We start from the raw sequence: 16,672 nt of genomic DNA on the forward strand, positions 1-16,672 counted from the left end.
TTGGCATGGGCGAAACTAGCCTGTGCAGATTTTTTCCTACAAGTTGCCCTACAACACTGACATTTAAATATTGTTACTTTCCTCTGTGGTGATCACCACGGAGCTTTAATTAATGAAGAAAGTAATGTTGAAAAAAACACTGGGTCTGGCTATTACTCTGGCATCTTCACAAGTATTTGCCAGTGGCTTTGCACTGAATGAGCAAAGCATCAGTGGTATGGGAACAGGGTTTGCCGGGCGATCTTCATCGGCAGAAGATGCCAGTACTGTCTATGGCAACCCCGCCGGTATGGTTCGCCTGGACGGTCAGCAAATCACCGGTGGTCTAGCCGTTATTGATGCAACAAGCAACATCAGCCAGGCCAGTGGCAGTTCGAGTGGCAGTAACAAGGGCAACATGGTGCCGCTTACCGGCGTGCCCTTTGCTTTCTACACCCAAAAACTCAACGAGCAATGGGCTGCCGGCTTTGGTCTCTACGCGCCATTTGGCATGGTCGCCGATTATGAAAAAGGCTTCCAAGGCAAAGCTTTCGGCAGTAAGAGCGAGGTGAAAGTCATCACGCTCCAGCCAACCGTCAGCTATGCCTTCAACGATAAGCTGTCTATCGGCTTTGGCCCGACCATCAACCGAGTTTCCGGTACCCTGGAGTCGGATATCAACCTTCCGAACCCAGGTCTCGCGTCCAACAATATCAAAATCAAGGGTGACGACACCGCCTTGGGTTTTAACGCTGGGGTGTTGCTTCAAGCAACAGACAGCACGCGGGTAGGCCTGACTTACCATTCGCAGGTCAAGTACAAGCTGAAGGGGCACACTCAAGTCACTAAAGGCGCCAACGTTCATGACGCATTATTGAGCAGCGGACGCTACGACGCGTCGCTCAAAATTGACACGCCAGAGTCTTGGGATTTCTCTGTGACGCAAGATGTGAATGCTGATTGGAAGCTCTATGCCGGGGCCACCTGGACACGTTGGAGTCGCCTGAAAGACATCACGGTCAAGAACGAGGGCGTTAGTTACAGCGATGGTGCGTATGCTCAGGCTTTGCTCAGTACCATTAAAGAAGAGCAAAACTGGCACGATACCTGGGCCTATGCCGTGGGGACGTCCTACCGACTGAGCAAACAGTGGGTGCTGCGTACCGGTTTGACGCTTGACCAGTCGCCGACCAACAACACGGATCGCTCACCACGTATTCCTACCGGGGACCGAACCATCTTCAGTCTCGGTGCTGGTTACGATGTGCTGCCGAACATGACTGTCGATGTGGCTTATGCCTATCTTAAGGAAGAGCCGGTCAAAGTTAACCGCACCAATGGGCTTGGCCAGCACTACAAGGCCAAGTATGAAAACAGCGCCAATGGTTTCGGCTTGGGCGTCACTTACCGTTTCTGATTCGCCATCGTCTTAAAGCCCTGCTGTCTTACAAGAGAGCGGGGCGTTTTGACTGTGCCTTCGGCGCAGGCCGCTGAGCCCTGTGTCGAATTGCCCCACAGTACCTGGGGCGCTTAGTGGATCAATAGACGAGGAGGGCGTCGCTACCATCTGGGTAGTGCGAGACGATGTAGCCTTGCGCATCAATTTCGTGCAGTGGCGGCAGGCTCGAGTTGCCGGAAAGTGTTTTATAGCGCTCGGCTGGATAGAGTGAGCGGGCGCGAATAAAACGCTGCCCGCCAATATTTTCGTAGCGCAGGACTTGGCCTGGTGTGATGTACTGCGTACCTATGGCTGTGACGTACCCATAAGGCAGTGCATAGGTGCCTGAAAACGCCATCAATTGGGTAATTAGGGTATGGCCTTTTTGCACTGTGGTGCGCAGCGGTGCTCCACCTGGAGCGTCTGCGCAGTGCATTAAGTGATAAGGCGTGATTCCAACCGCGAGAAAATGATCGATAAGATTTTTAAGGCTGTGGAAATCGTCGTTGATCCCTTTGAGCAGTACTGCGTGGCCACGTACGTTGATGCCCCGACGGGCGAAGCCGTTGAGTGCCCTGATGACGTCCGGTTGCAGCTCGCTGGCGTGGTTGATTGCAACGTCCAAAGACACCCTTGTGGAGCGCAGAGGATAGGCATAATCGACGTGGTTATAACTGGCCATGCGTTCGACAAATGCTTCATTAATGTACTCTGGTTGAAGCAAAGCATGCCGGGTTGCGATACGAATGTTATTGAGATGGGGAATGCTCGCCAGGTTTTCCAGCAACGCGAACAGCTGCGTTGGTTTTACCAGCGGGTCGCCACCAGTGATTGAGGCTTGAGTGATGCGTGCGTCGTTGCGTATGTACTCTACGACATTGATCAGGTTTTCCTCACTCATCGATTGAGACTCGCAGCGCACAGTGCTAGATTTCTTGATGCAGTAGCGACAGGGACAACCGAAATACGGTGTCAGCTCAACCTTGTCTTCATCAACGCGCGATAAGCCGAAAGTGCGGTTTTTTTGCTGGTGATGGCGCATCTTGTCGCTTCCATTTCGAGGGCGGTGAGTGGGTCATACATACGCTGATGTTGTTATCAGTGAAGCATTAAAGTGCCACCTAGTAGAATGACTCCGATACAGCCATTCAGCGCAATTCAGAGTTCTTCATGGCGCGCCCTATTGTTGCGTATATAGTGCGCCTCATTAAATATTACCAACGGCTTCCTCTTCATTAAGGTGAAGGCTCTCACTATGCCTCGCGGCAGAGCTTCACAACTGTTCAGTGTGGTTGAGTTGTGTGGCGTGCGGCTTCCTTTTAATCTATGAAATATATTGCTATGGAAATAACTCTGCTATTTTTCATGGCGAGCATACTAGCTTACATTTCAATTATCTAAGATTGACGTTTACCTCAGCGGACTCACTATGAAATTCTCAAGTATCATTGCCCCAATCACTCTGAGCCTGATTGCTCTCACCGCACATGCAAAAGGTCTGGATCACGTGATAGTAGTCTCGACACAAAAGTCTTCCGGCACGATGTCCGTGGGCGATAAAAGCGCCTACACACAGAGTTTTGATATTTTCCTGGGGAATCTCAAGGGGCGGGAAATTGATTTGGCCGGCTACTGTTTGAAAGCCTACGGAATTGAAGGCCAAGAATACAAGTTGGATACTGTGGATGAGGCGCTCACCGTCGGAAAATTAAAGGTAGGCGCCCCGGTCCAAGGTATGGCAATGTTTTCTTCTGTCGATTCCGGCGTATATCAGCCTCTGATGATCAAGCTCTCTGGAAGATGCAAATAAGCCATTCTGGGATGTTAGGATGCTGGAACTCTTTTTTTCTCCGTGGAACATGATGAATAGCCCCGGCTTCTCTAGACACCTTGCAAGCTCATTGGACTGCCCCCGGCATCGTAGACATCTCCAGCCTATGCTTGGACTGCCCCCGGCATCGTAGACATCTCCAGCCTATGCTTTGAGCATAGGAGGAAGTTTATGAGCACCCAACGATTCACGCCGGAATTCAAGGCAGAAGCCGTGAGGCAAGTTATTGAACGCGGATACTCCGTTGCGGAAACAGCCGAGCGCCTCGGCGTTTCGACCCACAGCCTCTACAAATGGGTCAAAGCCGTGACGCCTGACAAAACCGAGAAACAGGCCAGCGAGTTGCTCGAAGCCAAAAGTGAGATTTTGCGGCTGCGAGCCCAAATGCGACGCTTGGAAGAAGAGCGCGACATATTAAAAAAAGCAGCGCGGTACTTCGCCAGGGAACCCGAGTGAAATACCGCTTTATGAACGAGCATCGGCATCAATACGCGATCACTACGCTGTGCCGGGTTTTGCAAGTTGCTCGCGCCGGGTTCTATCAATGGCTACACAAGCCTGTTTCTGACCGCGAAAAAGAGAATGGTCGGCTGTTAGGGCTGATCCGCGACTCCTATGCGGCCAGTCGAGGTGTGTATGGCGCACGGCGGGTGTTTGCTGACTTGCGCGAGGCTGGAGAAAGTTGCGGCAAGCACCGTGTCGCGGCACTGATGCGCACCAATAAAATCAAGGCGCTCAGAGGATATAAAGCCCCGCGCGCAATCAAAGGCAGACCATCGATCATTGCCCCCAATCGACTTAACCGGGCCTTCACTGTCGATGCCCCTAATAAGGCTTGGGTGACCGATATCACTTACATCCGAACGTGGCAGGGATGGCTATATCTGGCTGTCGTACTGGATCTCTACGCTCGCAAGGTGGTCGGCTGGTCAATGAAGCCAACGCTAGGCAAGGAGCTGGCGCTGGACGCGCTGCTCATGGCGGTATGGCGCCGTAAACCCAAAACCAGAGTCATCGTGCATTCGGACCAGGGTAGCCAATATGGTAGCGATGACTGGAAACGTTTTTGTCTGGCCAACCACCTCGAGCCGAGTATGAGCCGCCGAGGAAACTGCTGGGACAATGCCGTGGCTGAGTCTTTTTTCAGTAGCCTGAAAAAAGAACGCATCCGCAAGAGGATCTACAAAACCCGGGACATGGCCCGTGCCGACGTATTCGATTACATTGAGGCGTTTTACAACCGAACGCGTCGTCACAGTCACCTGGGCGGCGTCAGTCCTGAGGCCTTTGAAAGTGCCTCACTTTGAGGCTGGAAAATGTCTACGGAAGCGGGGGTAGTCCACATTGCGTAGCTGGCGTTGATTCGCGAAATTATCGGTAAAAGCAACGACGCAGGAAGCCATAGGCTATCCAGGGTACAGCGTCTGCATTGCATGCGGTGTTAAGGTCAGCGGCCCCTCCTGACGCCGGCATTCATCGCGCGGGTGCCAGTGATGCTGGCTCTGCTTGGAAATGCGCAAAACAAGATATTGGCGTGGCGAAAGCTGGCATTATCAGGCTGGCGCGTTGCACGCGATGAACATGCGCCTTCAACGAAGCCAGATCAGTGCCGATACATACTGAAAGCTCGAAAATTATAGGTTAGGGTTGCTAAAAATCTGGAGGATCAGCCATGCCCCGTAATATTGCGTTCTCTACGTTCGTATCAGTCGGCTGCGCAGAGTGCCGAAATCTAGAAGGGTTGGGGTTCGATTTCATAATGGCATTCCAGCCAATCGTTAACGTAAGAACGCGCACAACCTTCGCCTATGAAGCCCTTGTACGTGGGGTGAACGGTGAGTCGGCGGCGAGCATCTTGGATCAGGTTAATGACGACAACCGATACCGCTTTGACCAAGCATGCCGAGTCAAGGCTATCGAGAGAGCGACGGAACTAGGTTTGCTGGGCATTCCAGACTGCAAGCTCAGTATCAATTTTTTGCCAAATGCTGTGTATCGACCCGAAACCTGCATTCGAGCCACTCTGGAGGCTGCCAGGCTGTTTGGGTTCCCTCCAGAGAGGCTAATGTTCGAAGTGACCGAAGGTGAGCGTGTTGATGACCCTATGCATCTAAAGGGGATTTTCGAAGAGTACAATCGTCAAGGTTTCACTACATCTATCGACGATTTCGGCTCGGGTTACTCGGGGTTGAATTTATTGGCGATGTTCCAACCTCATGTGCTAAAAATTGACATGGCTCTCACAAGAAACATTGACAAAGACCCAGTTAGAATTGCAATAGTCGAAGGTATTGTTTTAGTCGCAAACCGTTTAAATATAGTGGTTGTGGCCGAAGGTATTGAAACCCGTGATGAGAGTGATGCATTACTCCGCTTAGGCATAGATCTTATGCAAGGGTACCTCTTCGCACGACCTGATACATTTCAACTACCGCTCCCAATTTATTCCTAACTGAAAATTTCATGGCGCACATCGTTGTAGGCTCAGGTTGTGTTTTTGGTGTGACCTTCTAAAACGCCTAACATCACATCGACCTCCTGGCTAAGCAAGTGATTTTGGCTTGAGTACAAAAGGGCCTGTGATGGCCATTTTTTGGCTCAGCACTGGGCAGGATTACTACGCCGGCAGCGCTCAGAACAGTAACGAACTTCCTCCCAGCAGCGCGCCCATTTCTTCCTCCATAGGAAGGGAAGGCCGCAAGTCATGCAGGTTTTGACCGGGAGTTCACTCTTTTTCAAAGTGATTCACCGTCATCTAAGTTTGCGAGCAACAATTGACCACGTTGCCAGAGCGCTTGCTGCTTTGATTCAGGCATTCGGTCGAGGTTTTTATACTGCATGCCCATACGGTGATTGCTGCGCAGGCGATCGCTGTGACGTATCAGGAAGTGCCAATAAAGCGCATTGAAAGGGCAGGCGTCATCTGTGGTGCTTTCGCTCACCTTGTATGCGCAGCCACGACAATAATCGGACATGCGTTTGATGTATTGGCCGCTCGCACAGTAAGGCTTAGATCCCATGTAGCCGCCGTCTGCATGCATGACCATACCAAGTGTGTTGGGCAACTCCACCCAGTCGAACGCGTCCATGTAGATTGCCAGATACCACTCACATATTTGACTCGGCGCGATACCTGCGAGCAAAGCGAAATTGCCGGTAACCATTAGCCGTTGGATGTGATGAGCGTAGGCATGCTTAAGGCTTTGGTTAATGGCTTGGCGCATGCAGTTCATCTTCGTTTCGCCTGTCCAGTAGAACTCTGGAAGCAACCTTGTGTTGCTGAATTCATTTCCGTCGGCATATTCAGGCATCTTCAACCAGTAGATGCCTCGGACGTATTCCCGCCAACCGATCAGTTGACGAATGAAGCCTTCGGCAGCGTTCAGCGGAATCCGCTGCGCCCAGTACGCGGCTTCGACGTCGCTGCACAACTGGCGCAGATCCAGCAGGCCGATATTTAGCGCGGCGCTGATCCGCGCATGAAACAGGAAGGGTTCGTCACTGGCCATCGCATCCTGGTAGTCGCCGAACGCAGCCAGGCCCCAATCGAGAAAGTAATCCCACAAGGCTTGGGCATCGGCGTGGGTTACCGGGTAGTCGAAGGTGTCTAGGGCGCCATAGTGGCCGGAGAAGTTTTTTGCCACCAGCGCCAGCACTTCCTGGGTGATGGCATCGGCCGAAAAGCGCATGGGTGAGGGCGCTCTCACACCTTTGGGCAACGCCTTGCGGTTTTCGGCATCAAAGTTCCAGGCGCCACCGACCGGGCTGCGGTCGCCATTAAGCAACAAGCCACTTTTGCGCCGCATCTCGCGGTAGAAGAACTCCATCCGCAGCTGCTTTTTGCCCTCGGCCCAAGACGAAAATTCGCCGCGGGTGCAGAGAAAACGGCTATCGCTATGCCACTGGATCGTTAAGCGACAGTCCTTGAGCGACTGCTCCAGGCGCCAGTCACCGCACTCAGTCAGGTGCAGTTGCTGCGGTTGAAGCAGTGAGTGCCAGCGCCGTAACTCGCCGGGCACCGATCCACTGTTGTGTGGATCATCCAGGCTGACGTAGTGCACGCGGATACCGCGCTGCTTCAACGCCTCGGCAAAATGGCGCATCGCACTGAAGATCAGCGCGATTTTTTGTGGGTGATGGGGCACATGGCTTGCTTCCTCCATCACCTCGACCAGCAACACCGCATCGCGCTCGGGATCCAGCCCCTGCAATGAAGCCAAGTCCCAAGACAGTTGGTCGCCCAGCACCAGGCACAGTCGGCGAATCTTACTCATTTGCCAGGCCCCCGGCGCAACGTGACTCACCAGGGTGCCGCCAGCGAGAAAGGAATGCGTAACGACTCGATATCGTCATGGATCTGCTTTCAGCCATTCCAAACGCTGCGCCAAGCGCACCGCTGGCGCCTATCACCAAGGCGTTCATTTCAAAGGAACTGTTCATTGAGTCTCTCCTGCAAGCCTGCGCGAGCTCCGAGCGTTAACTGCGTTGCCCAATCAGTTGCAGGAACTCCAGCCGCGTAGCGGACGACTCGCGAAAGGCGCCCAGCATCACGGAGGTGGTCATCACCGAGTTTTGTTTCTCCACGCCCCGCATCATCATGCACATGTGCTTTGCCTCAATGACCACGGCCACGCCGGCCGCATCAGTGATGTGTGCAATAGCGTCGGCAATTTGCTTTGTAAGGTTTTCCTGGATCTGTAAGCGGCGGGCGAACATATCGACGACCCGGGCGACTTTTGACAGGCCCAGCACCCGCCCAGTGGGGATGTAGGCGACATGAGCCTTGCCGATGAAGGGGAGCAGGTGATGCTCACACAACGAATACAGTTCGATGTCGCGCACGATGACCATTTCGTCGTTTTGCGATTCGAACAATGCGCCGTTGATCAAATCCTCTAGACTGATCGTGTAGCCATTGCACAGGTACTGCATCGCTTTGGCTGCACGCTTGGGAGTATCCAGCAGTCCTTCACGCTCAGGGTTCTCGCCGACGCCGACGAGAATTTCACGGTAATGCTCGGCTATTGATGTGTTCATTAAGATTCCTCGAAGCCATGCTGCTCTCACCGTCAAATTGCAGCGCCAGTGGTCAGCTTTTATTGTACATTATCTAATGCGCTGTATAGGTTCTGTATAGGGTAGGCCTAAAAAAACCGCCTGACAATGTGCGCCATTCCTAGGCGTGATGCGTATGGGTGGCTGTCGCAGGCACCATTTCTGCGCGATGCGCGTGCCCCCCCTTGGACAGACCGTCGGAGTCCGTTTGTGTGGCTGTAGCGCCGACCTGAGGATTCAGCTGTACAAATTAATTGTTTTGTATAGCTTTTGGCGTGCCCGCAGCTGCGATCCCAATTGCTGGGCGGTTCTAAATCCCTGAGACCGTTGAGGAGTTGCACATGTTAAAGGTATTGATAGTTCTGCTAAGCATTGGTCTCGCGAGTTGCAGCCGGGTAGATGTGCATACTTACCGCCAGGAGATGCCCATCCTTGAGCTACGCGATTTTTTCGAGGGGCGGGTCGAAGCTTGGGGCATGTTTCAAAAGCGATCAGGTGAGGTGGTCAAGCGCTTCCACGTGGAGATCAATGGCCAGTCCGAAGGCAATAAGTTAATACTCGATGAGTCATTTACTTACAGCGATGGCACTAAACAAAAACGGGTGTGGACGCTAACGCCAGTTGGTCATAACCAATGGCGCGGAACCGCTGACGACGTGGTGGGGGAAGCGCGTGGTGAGATGGCAGGCAATACCCTGCGCTGGAAATACGTACTTAGCCTTCCTGTGGATGGTAAGGAGTATCAGGTTGAATTAGACGACTGGATGTACCTTATGGACAAGAACACCATGATCAATCGCTCGTTCATGACCAAATTCGGAGTGGAGGTAGGCCAGATCACTTTGTTCTTCCGTAAGCAACCTTGAGTAGTCAGGGCCGGCGGCAGGTACATCCTGCACGTTTCCGGTGTTCAACCCACTGTGGAAGTAACTCCAGCCTGATCCAGATCTCGGGTTCTGGCATAGGAGTAGAAAGCGAGGATCGCACGCAGATGTGCCGCAGCCGTGTTGTAAGCGCGGTGCCTGAGTTTAAGTTGGGTGTAGATGAATGGAACAAGTATGGGCAATGGCGCCGCATCTCCAGTCTGCACGAGCAGCGGTACACGCTGACCTGAAGAGAAACGGCACTGAATCAGCTTCATCGGCAGCCACCTCATTCAATGTCTCACCATGAACACAACGTACATGGCCCGTTGACAGAGTGGACGTCAGAAGCAGGTTTGTCGAATCAGTGGTTTAGGTGGCTCATGAACATCTATGACATGACCTGTCGTTTAACATAATATACATTATGCGAACCGTCATATACGGAGCTGGGGGGCTCTGGCGGTCAGATTTGAAGCCTGGCACTGCCTCCTGTCGGCGTTTTCGCGGACGCGAAAATCAAAACCCTGATAATCAACTGCTGACTGGTCGACGAGTCATTTCCTCCAGCACCTGGTCCAGGTGCGGCGCGAGCTTCAGCACATCAAGGTCAACAGCTTGAACCGAATTGGCTTCGTATGGATATCGAGTGCCAACAAAAAGCTTCGAACAAGCCGTGATCCATTTTTCCAGTGGAAAGCCTGGAGCCAATCGCTCTGAGGTTTCACGCGGCTTGTTGGCCAACTTTGCAGGAATGGCGTTGTACAGATCGATCAAGCCATGCCTGTTTCCAGGCAAGCCGGCGATCAAACGAAGGTGCCCCTCGGGATCATATTCAGTCCTTGGAAACCGAGGGTCAGCCTCGACAAGGAATGACTTAAGAAGCAGCTCCGCTGCGAGCGCCGAATTCATGACGGCTGGCCAATACAGATGAAAATCTCCGTTTGAAGCACCTTGTTCGAGGATCTGTGCGGCTCTTAGAAAAGCACGTGCTTCCTCGATGACCCAGGTGCTTGGCAAAGGCTCAGAATCCATGATTCATTGCTCCAGATATTTAGTGAAAGCCACGGTATACGTGGCTTGTTACCGATTACACGTGTCTGTTTGCAGCTTTGCGAGATATCGCACATGCTATGGAAGATAGCGACCAAGGATGAACGCCCTCTGGTTCATTTAATGCGCTACCCTCCTCCATTAATAGCGGATAATTATAACTAAACTAAATGACTATTTAGTTTAGTTAATTAGATGTCACATGATGATAGCTAACCCCTCCACCCTTTTAATTAAATCATCCGAAGTTAAACCTAAACAGAAGCCAACTCCCAAACTGTTGGCACGGCCAGTGCGTGCCTGCTCGCTAGCCATCTGACTGAGTGGAGTGCCATTTTAAATTGAGACAGGTCCTATGGCTGGCCGATAGCGCGGTATACAAAATCGATTGCTGTAGGTGCTGTCAATTACACGGCCCTTAATCCTGATGGACTTCCCATTCAGCTCAGAGAGCTTCCAAATGACATTGCAGAACGCGCTGATGTGCCTGGCGCTCAATATTTATCATGAGGCACGCGGTGAGCCGCTTGAGGGGCAGATCGCGGTGGCGATGGTTACGATGAACCGTGCCGACTGGCAAACCTCGGGGATTTGCCAAGTTGTGTATGAACGCAATCAGTTTTCCTGGACTAATCGTGTTTCCCGCTTCCCCCCACAGGAACACGATGCCTGGACGAAGGCGAAACGTGTGGCAACCCGGGTCATTGAGGGGCGTCATGACGATATTACCTATGGGGCTACGCACTTTCATAGCCGCGCAGTGCGGCCTGTATGGCGTAATTCATTAAAGAAAACAGCAACGATTGGGCGGCATGTATTTTACGTGCAACGTTAAATATCAATGATGTTTCTTGCGCTGATTGAATTGGTTCAATTCATTAATAAAGCTTCGTTGTTTCTCTTTGCACACAAAACGCCTCTTTCATTCCGAACTGTAAATTCAAGACTTGTCTCAAAAAGCTCTCAAGCAATTGCTAACTGCCAGACTTTCCGTCAAGAATCAATCAAATTTCTTTCGCCAGTGACCAACATGAACAATCAGGTAATTATTGTCGATGATCACCCAGTGGTGCGCATGACTGTCCGCATCCTGTTGGAGGGTGAAGGCTACAAGGTTGTTGGGGAGACAGAAAATGGGGCGGATGCGATTGAACTCATCCGCGAGTTTCAACCTGGGACAGTGGTACTCGACATAGGGTTGCCAAAAGTCGATGGATTGACGGTTATCAGTCGCTTGGCCGCGCTACATCTCCAGATAAAGATCATCGTACTGACCGCTCAGATATCGAACCACATCGCGATACGCTGCATGGAAGCGGGTGCCCACGGCTTCGTCAGCAAGCAAGAGGATTTGTGTGAGCTGGTCAGTGCCATTCGGGCGGTGGGGAGTGGGCAGAATTACTTTCCGGAAAAGGCGTTTTGCCTCACGCGTCGCGAAGCCGGTACCGATCACGAAGATGAAAGGTTAAGAACACTTTCTGTACGGGAACTCGGGGTTTTACAGTATTTGACTCAGGGGCTGAGCAACAAGCAAATAGCCGAACGCATGTTGTTGAGCGGCAAAACCATAAGTACCTATAAAACCCGCATCCTGACCAAGCTCAATGCAAACACCGTACTTGACCTCTACGACCTGGCAAAACGCAATGGCCTGACAGAGCCGTGATCCCTCGGCCCTGCCCCCTCAAACGTCTTTAAGTTCCTGGTGCAGCTTGAACAGCTCGGTGTCCGTGCGCACATTCAGCTTGCGCAGTGCGGCCTGCTTCTGCCCGCTGATGGTCTTGCGACTACGCAGAAACTTGGCGGCGATTTGAGAGACAGACATCCCTCCCAGGCAACAACGCAAGACTTCGCGCTCCTTGGGTGACAACGCTGGATAATTGACCAGTGGATCACTGCTCTGCGCAGTCCCCTCTCCCTCTTCAAGTGATACTGCCACGGGAGCCTTGGGGGTCGAGTCCAGCTCGGCCGCCATGGACGGCGAAAGATACAGCCGATCCAGCGCCACTGTGCGAATTGCAAACATCAAGTCTTCAGTCGGCTGGGACTTACCAAAAAAACCATTGGCTCCGGCACGAATTGCCATATTGACGGTGGCAGGTCGCTCCACTGAAGAAAAAATCAGGATCCGTAAATCCGGATAATGACTACGCAACAGCTGGATCAAGCGCAGGCCATCCAGTTCGCCGTCCGATAACTGGTAATCCAGTATCAGCAGATCGGCCGTTTCGCTGCGTAGCGCTTCGAGCAATTCGGGGCTTCCCGAAAAAACCCCTGCAACCTTGAAGTCTGACTCAGAGGAAAGGCGGATTTTCAAACCTTCTCGAATCAACGCGTGATCATCGAGCAGGACAATTCGCAGAGGTGAAACAACCGACCACTTCATTCTCAGGACTCCATAACTCTGATAGCGCTGTAGGAATATTCCTACAGATTCACCTCGCCAGAAGAACGTTATCCTAAATGTGGAATGAAAGAAAACTTAAAATAGTTTTGCCTATCTCCCCCATTGAAAAAAAATTCAACGACGCAGCATGGATAGGTTAAGCCCTGATTTTTCATAGTATTACAGCGCCAACATGCCCCACCGACCGCCTTTGAAAACGACCTGATCCCCCCCCTCCTTCGACGTCCCCAGAGCCTGTATTGGCGGCCAGGCCTACGCGGCTTTTGGGACAAGTCTCGTTCACACATGTCCCCTCAACACTCAGACTTATCTCAATGGTCGGGAGACGTTCCAGGTCTCATCAAAATGCTGTTGCACTCCAGCGTCCCCCTGCACAAACACGCCGATAAGCTCGCCACAAGGCGAGCCCAGCCCAGGACTATATCTGATGGCTACTCATAGCGCGCTCGTTGAAAAAGACGTGGACGCACAGGCGATGCCTGCCCCTCAAACACAGATCCAGGACACTCTGTTGCAGAGCGTGTCCTGGACATGCGATCACTACAACCTGGGGAAGTCACCACAGGCCCTGACAGCGGGATTACCCAAAGTCGGCCTGCTGACGCCCTCACTGGCGATGCGCAGCCTGGCCAACGCCGGGTTGACCGCGGGCATGGTAGAGCGCCCTGTACGAGCGCTCCCAAAACAACTGATGCCGATCATTCTGCTGCGCAAGGATCGCGGTGGCTGCATCTTGCTCGGATACCATCCCGACACTGAAGCCGAGGACAAGCGCGCTTGCCGCTACCAGGTGATCCTACCGGAGATCAGCACTACGCCGGTGGACATCGATCAAGCCACCATGGACGAGATGTACACCGGCTTCGCCATTCTCGTGAAGCCCAAAGCCAAGATCGATGCGCGCGCCGGCGATGAAACGCCGCAAGCCGCCGGTCATTGGCTGTTCTCGACACTGTGGCGCTATCGCCGTTATTACCGCAGTGCTGCTATCGGTGCTGTGCTGATTAACGTACTGGCCCTGGCCAGCATTTTCTTCACCATGAACGTCTATGACCGTGTCGTCCCCAACCAGGCGTTTGTGACGCTCTGGTCGCTGGCCATCGGCGTGGTCGTGGCCATGGTCTTCGAGGCCATCGCCCGTTATGTGCGGGCACACTTGCTTGATCTCGCGGGAAAGAAAGCCGACCTGGTACTGGGCACGATGTTGTTTCGCCAGGCCCTGTCCATCCAGATGGAACACAAGCCCGCCTCCTCGGGCTCATTCGCCAACCAACTGCGCGAATTCGAATCGGTGCGTGACTTCGCCACCTCGGCCACTCTGGCGACCATTTCCGACCTGCCCTTCGTGCTGCTGTTCGTGGCAGTGATTTTTGCCGTCGGCGGTCCATTGGGCTGGGTGCCGCTGCTGTTGATCCCCTTGATTCTGATTATCAGCGTGGGCATCCAGTGGCCACTGGCGCGCACCATGAAAGAAAACCTGCGTGAGGCGTCTCTCAAGCAAGGGGTGTTGATTGAGTCCGTGGAAGGCCTGGAAACCCTCAAGGCCATCGGTGGGGAAGCCTATATGCAACGTCGCTGGGAAACCTTCAGCGCGCTGGCCGCCAACACCTCGATGAAATCACGCGAACTGTCCAGCATGGCGTCCGGCAGCGTGGCGTTTTTTCAACAGATCCAGACCGTGGCGCTGATTGTCATCGGTGTTTACCTGATTGATGCCGGCGACCTGACGATGGGGGCACTGATCGCCACCGTAATGCTGGCCGGGCGGGCAACTGCGCCCTTGAGCCAAGTCGTTGGCCTGGCGTTGCGCTTCCAGCAGGCCAAGGCGGCAATGAGTTCGCTCAATGGCCTGATGGCGATGCCCGTCGACCGTGATGTCACCCGCGAATATTTGCCCAAGCCCGATATCAGTGGCCAGATCAGCCTCAAGAACATCGGTTTCGCGTATCCCGCCCCTCCCATGCAACCCAACCCGGCCGTGCTGCAAGGCATCAATCTCGCGATCAAGCCCGGTGAGCGCGTCGCTATTCTGGGTCGTATCGGCAGTGGCAAATCCACGTTGCTACGGGTCATGGCACGTCTTTATCTGCCGGTCAGCGGGCAGATGTTCGCTGACGGCCTGGACGTCAATCAGATTGATCCGGCCGATTGGCGCAAAGCCGTTGGCTATGTCGGCCAGGATGCGCGCCTGTTCTACGGCACTCTGCGGGAAAATGTGATGATCGGGCGCCCTGAAGCCACGGCCGAGGAGTTCCTGCGGGTGATTCGCCTGACAGGCCTCGACCATGTTGCCGGGCGCCACCCCAAGGGCATCAACCTGCCCATCGGCGAAATGGGCGAAGGCCTGTCGGGCGGCCAGCGTCAGCTGGTTTCGCTGGCACGAAGCCTGCTCGCACGTCCCAGCCTGCTGTTGCTCGATGAGCCCACCAGTGCAATGGACGGCCAGACCGAGGTGCAGTTTCTCGAACACCTCAAGCGTGCCACCGAAGGCCAGACCCTGGTGGTGGTGACACACCGCCCCTCCCTGCTCGCCTTGGTGGAGCGAATCATTATTGTCGACGACGGCAAAGTCAGCGCCGATGGCCCCAAAGACAAGATCCTCGAGGCCCTGAATGGCAACGGCGCCAAAAAACCGGAAAACCCGGGTGCTTCCACGCCGGCCAAGCCACCCGCCGGCGTGAAGATCGGCCCGGCGCGGCCGGTTGCCCCTCAGCGTGTCTCGACACCTGATGCCTCCAGCAGAAACGACGCCAAGGCAGAGCCTGCCAAACCCCCGGAACAACCTGCGGTGACTCCACAATGATCAAGAAACTCTTTGGTCGGGGCCAACCTGCCTCGGACCTTATGCCCGGTGATGCCGCCTTCATGAACGATGTTCAGGAGTCGCTGCTTGCGCAAACCACTCCGGGTTCACGGCTGATCCTCCAGCTCATTGCCGCCGTGTTGATCGGCGGCCTGATATGGGCCTACTTCGCGCGAGTCGAAGAAATCACCCTGGGCGAGGCGAAGATTATTTCCAAGAGCCGCGAGCAAATCATTCAAAGCCTGGAAGGCGGGATCCTTGCCGAGATGAATGTGCGCGAAGGCGATGTGGTGGAAAAGGGTCAGATTCTGCTCAAGATCGACCCCACCCGTGCCCAGGCCAGCTACCGCGAAACCTTGTCCAAAGTGATCGGCCTGAAGGCAAGCATTACCCGTTTGCGGGCCGAAGCGTACCAGCAGCCGTTAGAGTTCGACGACATGGTCATGACTGACCCCGCGGTGGTTCTGCAGGAACAGCAAGCCTACAAGGCGCGCAAAAACGCCCTGGACGAAAGTATCAACGCACTGCAGCGCAGCTATGCCTTGTCGGCCCGGGAGATTCAACTGGCCGAACCTCTGGCTGCCAAGGGGCTGATGTCTGAAGTCGAGATTCTGCGTATGCGCCGTTCGGCCAATGAAATCAAATCGCAAATCGTCGAACGTATTAACCGCTACCAGGCCGAGGCCAACTCAGAGCTGGCCAAGTTCGAGCTGGAGCTGTCGCAGACCAGTGAGAACCTGGTGGGGCGTGCGGACGTAGTCGAGCGCACCACTATCAATGCGCCCGTGCATGGCACCGTCAAGAACGTCCGGGTCAACACCCGGGGTGGCGTGATCCAGCCCGGCGAACCCATTCTGGAAATCGTCCCCCTGGAGGACCAGTTGCTGGTGGAGGGCAAGATTCGCCCCGCCGATGTGGCATTCCTGCGCCCCGGTTTACCGGCGACCGTGAAGATCACGGCCTATGACTACGCCATTTATGGCGGGCTCAAGGGGCACGTCGAGCATATCAGTCCCGACACCTTGAAAGACGATCAAAAAGCCGCGGCAGGACGCCCGGACGATACCTACTACCGCGTCCTGGTCCTGACTGAAAGCAGCAGCCTGGAAGCCGGTGGCCGATCGTTGCCGATCATCCCGGGAATGGTCGCTTCGGTGGAAGTGCGCACCGGTGAAAAAACCATTCTCGACTACCTGCTCAAGCCCGTGCTCAAGGCACGGGAAGCGTTCCGGGAGCGATAAGC

At 54.0% G+C, this 16,672-nt stretch carries 15 protein-coding genes and 1 pseudogene; 9 read left to right on the forward strand and 7 right to left on the reverse strand.

The features are described from left to right. Positions 1 to 112: 112 nt before the first annotated feature. On the forward strand, positions 113 to 1,396 hold the full coding sequence (locus PSH73_RS12585; protein ID WP_128593841.1) for an OmpP1/FadL family transporter: 1,284 nt from the start codon (positions 113 to 115) through the stop codon (positions 1,394 to 1,396). A 121-nt stretch (positions 1,397 to 1,517) separates the two neighbouring features. On the opposite strand, the gene PSH73_RS12590 is transcribed toward PSH73_RS12585, so the two are convergent. Next, entirely contained in the window at positions 1,518 to 2,459 is a 942-nt protein-coding gene (locus PSH73_RS12590) for a radical SAM protein (protein ID WP_305462626.1), read from the reverse strand. Positions 2,460 to 2,846: 387 nt separating this feature from the next. On the opposite strand from PSH73_RS12590, the gene PSH73_RS12595 reads away from it, so the two are divergent. The 3 genes from PSH73_RS12595 to PSH73_RS12605 all read left to right on the forward strand — a co-directional run bounded on the left by PSH73_RS12595 (position 2,847) and on the right by PSH73_RS12605 (position 5,700). Next, on the forward strand, positions 2,847 to 3,227 hold the full coding sequence (locus PSH73_RS12595) for a DUF4354 family protein (protein ID WP_128593839.1): 381 nt from the start codon (positions 2,847 to 2,849) through the stop codon (positions 3,225 to 3,227). A 192-nt stretch (positions 3,228 to 3,419) separates the two neighbouring features. After that, positions 3,420 to 4,555 (forward strand): IS3 family transposase gene (locus tag PSH73_RS12600; RefSeq protein WP_216312731.1). Its coding sequence is split into 2 segments (ribosomal slippage): positions 3,420 to 3,672 and positions 3,672 to 4,555, totalling 1,137 coding nucleotides; the frame shifts between segments, so codons are not numbered across the junction. 365 nt (positions 4,556 to 4,920) lie between these two features. Continuing rightward, entirely contained in the window at positions 4,921 to 5,700 is a 780-nt protein-coding gene (locus PSH73_RS12605) for an EAL domain-containing protein (protein ID WP_057959652.1), read from the forward strand. 146 nt (positions 5,701 to 5,846) lie between these two features. On the opposite strand, the gene PSH73_RS12610 is transcribed toward PSH73_RS12605, so the two are convergent. The 3 genes from PSH73_RS12610 to folE all read right to left on the reverse strand — a co-directional run bounded on the left by PSH73_RS12610 (position 5,847) and on the right by folE (position 8,285). Then, positions 5,847 to 5,987 carry a DUF2256 domain-containing protein gene (locus PSH73_RS12610; protein ID WP_186626228.1) on the reverse strand — a complete coding sequence of 47 codons (141 nt, stop codon included), beginning with the start codon at positions 5,985 to 5,987 and terminating at the stop codon, positions 5,847 to 5,849. Next, complete coding sequence (locus tag PSH73_RS12615; protein ID WP_120733118.1) at positions 5,984 to 7,522, reverse strand: cryptochrome/photolyase family protein; 1,539 nt, start codon at positions 7,520 to 7,522, stop codon at positions 5,984 to 5,986. Before PSH73_RS12615 ends, PSH73_RS12610 begins: the two co-directional genes overlap by 4 nt. 202 nt (positions 7,523 to 7,724) lie before the next feature. Beyond that, complete coding sequence (gene folE, locus PSH73_RS12620) at positions 7,725 to 8,285, reverse strand: GTP cyclohydrolase I FolE (protein WP_057436461.1); 561 nt, start codon at positions 8,283 to 8,285, stop codon at positions 7,725 to 7,727. Between the two features lie 359 nt (positions 8,286 to 8,644). Here folE and PSH73_RS12625 point away from each other — a divergent pair, with 359 nt between their 5' ends. Further along, positions 8,645 to 9,169, forward strand: coding sequence for a DUF3833 domain-containing protein (locus tag PSH73_RS12625; protein WP_057959648.1), 525 nt, complete (start codon positions 8,645 to 8,647; stop codon positions 9,167 to 9,169). A gap of 74 nt (positions 9,170 to 9,243) precedes the next feature. Here PSH73_RS12625 and PSH73_RS12630 read toward each other — a convergent pair. After that, a pseudogene (locus PSH73_RS12630) lies at positions 9,244 to 9,444 on the reverse strand (site-specific integrase); the annotation flags it as partial. Positions 9,445 to 9,700: 256 nt separating this feature from the next. Further along, on the reverse strand, positions 9,701 to 10,201 hold the full coding sequence (locus PSH73_RS12635) for a hypothetical protein (protein ID WP_057959647.1): 501 nt from the start codon (positions 10,199 to 10,201) through the stop codon (positions 9,701 to 9,703). A gap of 478 nt (positions 10,202 to 10,679) precedes the next feature. Between PSH73_RS12635 and PSH73_RS12640 the strand changes: the two genes are divergently transcribed. Further along, the gene (locus tag PSH73_RS12640; protein ID WP_057959651.1) at positions 10,680 to 11,054 is read left to right on the forward strand and encodes a cell wall hydrolase; all 375 of its coding nucleotides are present in this window, start codon (positions 10,680 to 10,682) and stop codon (positions 11,052 to 11,054) included. 195 nt (positions 11,055 to 11,249) lie between these two features. Further along, positions 11,250 to 11,885 (forward strand): response regulator transcription factor, encoded by a 636-nt coding sequence (locus PSH73_RS12645; protein WP_057959646.1) that lies wholly within the window; start codon positions 11,250 to 11,252, stop codon positions 11,883 to 11,885. Positions 11,886 to 11,903: 18 nt separating this feature from the next. On the opposite strand, the gene PSH73_RS12650 is transcribed toward PSH73_RS12645, so the two are convergent. Continuing rightward, positions 11,904 to 12,605 carry a response regulator transcription factor gene (locus PSH73_RS12650; protein ID WP_057959645.1) on the reverse strand — a complete coding sequence of 234 codons (702 nt, stop codon included), beginning with the start codon at positions 12,603 to 12,605 and terminating at the stop codon, positions 11,904 to 11,906. A gap of 448 nt (positions 12,606 to 13,053) precedes the next feature. Between PSH73_RS12650 and PSH73_RS12655 the strand changes: the two genes are divergently transcribed. Together PSH73_RS12655 and PSH73_RS12660 are read left to right on the forward strand one after the other, a co-directional pair. Then, positions 13,054 to 15,429: a type I secretion system permease/ATPase gene (locus PSH73_RS12655; protein WP_305462631.1), complete on the forward strand. Its 2,376-nt coding sequence runs from the start codon at positions 13,054 to 13,056 to the stop codon at positions 15,427 to 15,429. Between the two features lie 62 nt (positions 15,430 to 15,491). Continuing rightward, complete coding sequence (locus tag PSH73_RS12660; protein WP_367615842.1) at positions 15,492 to 16,670, forward strand: HlyD family type I secretion periplasmic adaptor subunit; 1,179 nt, start codon at positions 15,492 to 15,494, stop codon at positions 16,668 to 16,670. Positions 16,671 to 16,672 lie beyond the last annotated feature (2 nt).

Origin of the sequence: Pseudomonas sp. FP2294 (assembly GCF_030687625.1) — a bacterium.
Lineage (GTDB): Bacteria > Pseudomonadota > Gammaproteobacteria > Pseudomonadales > Pseudomonadaceae > Aquipseudomonas > Aquipseudomonas shahriarae.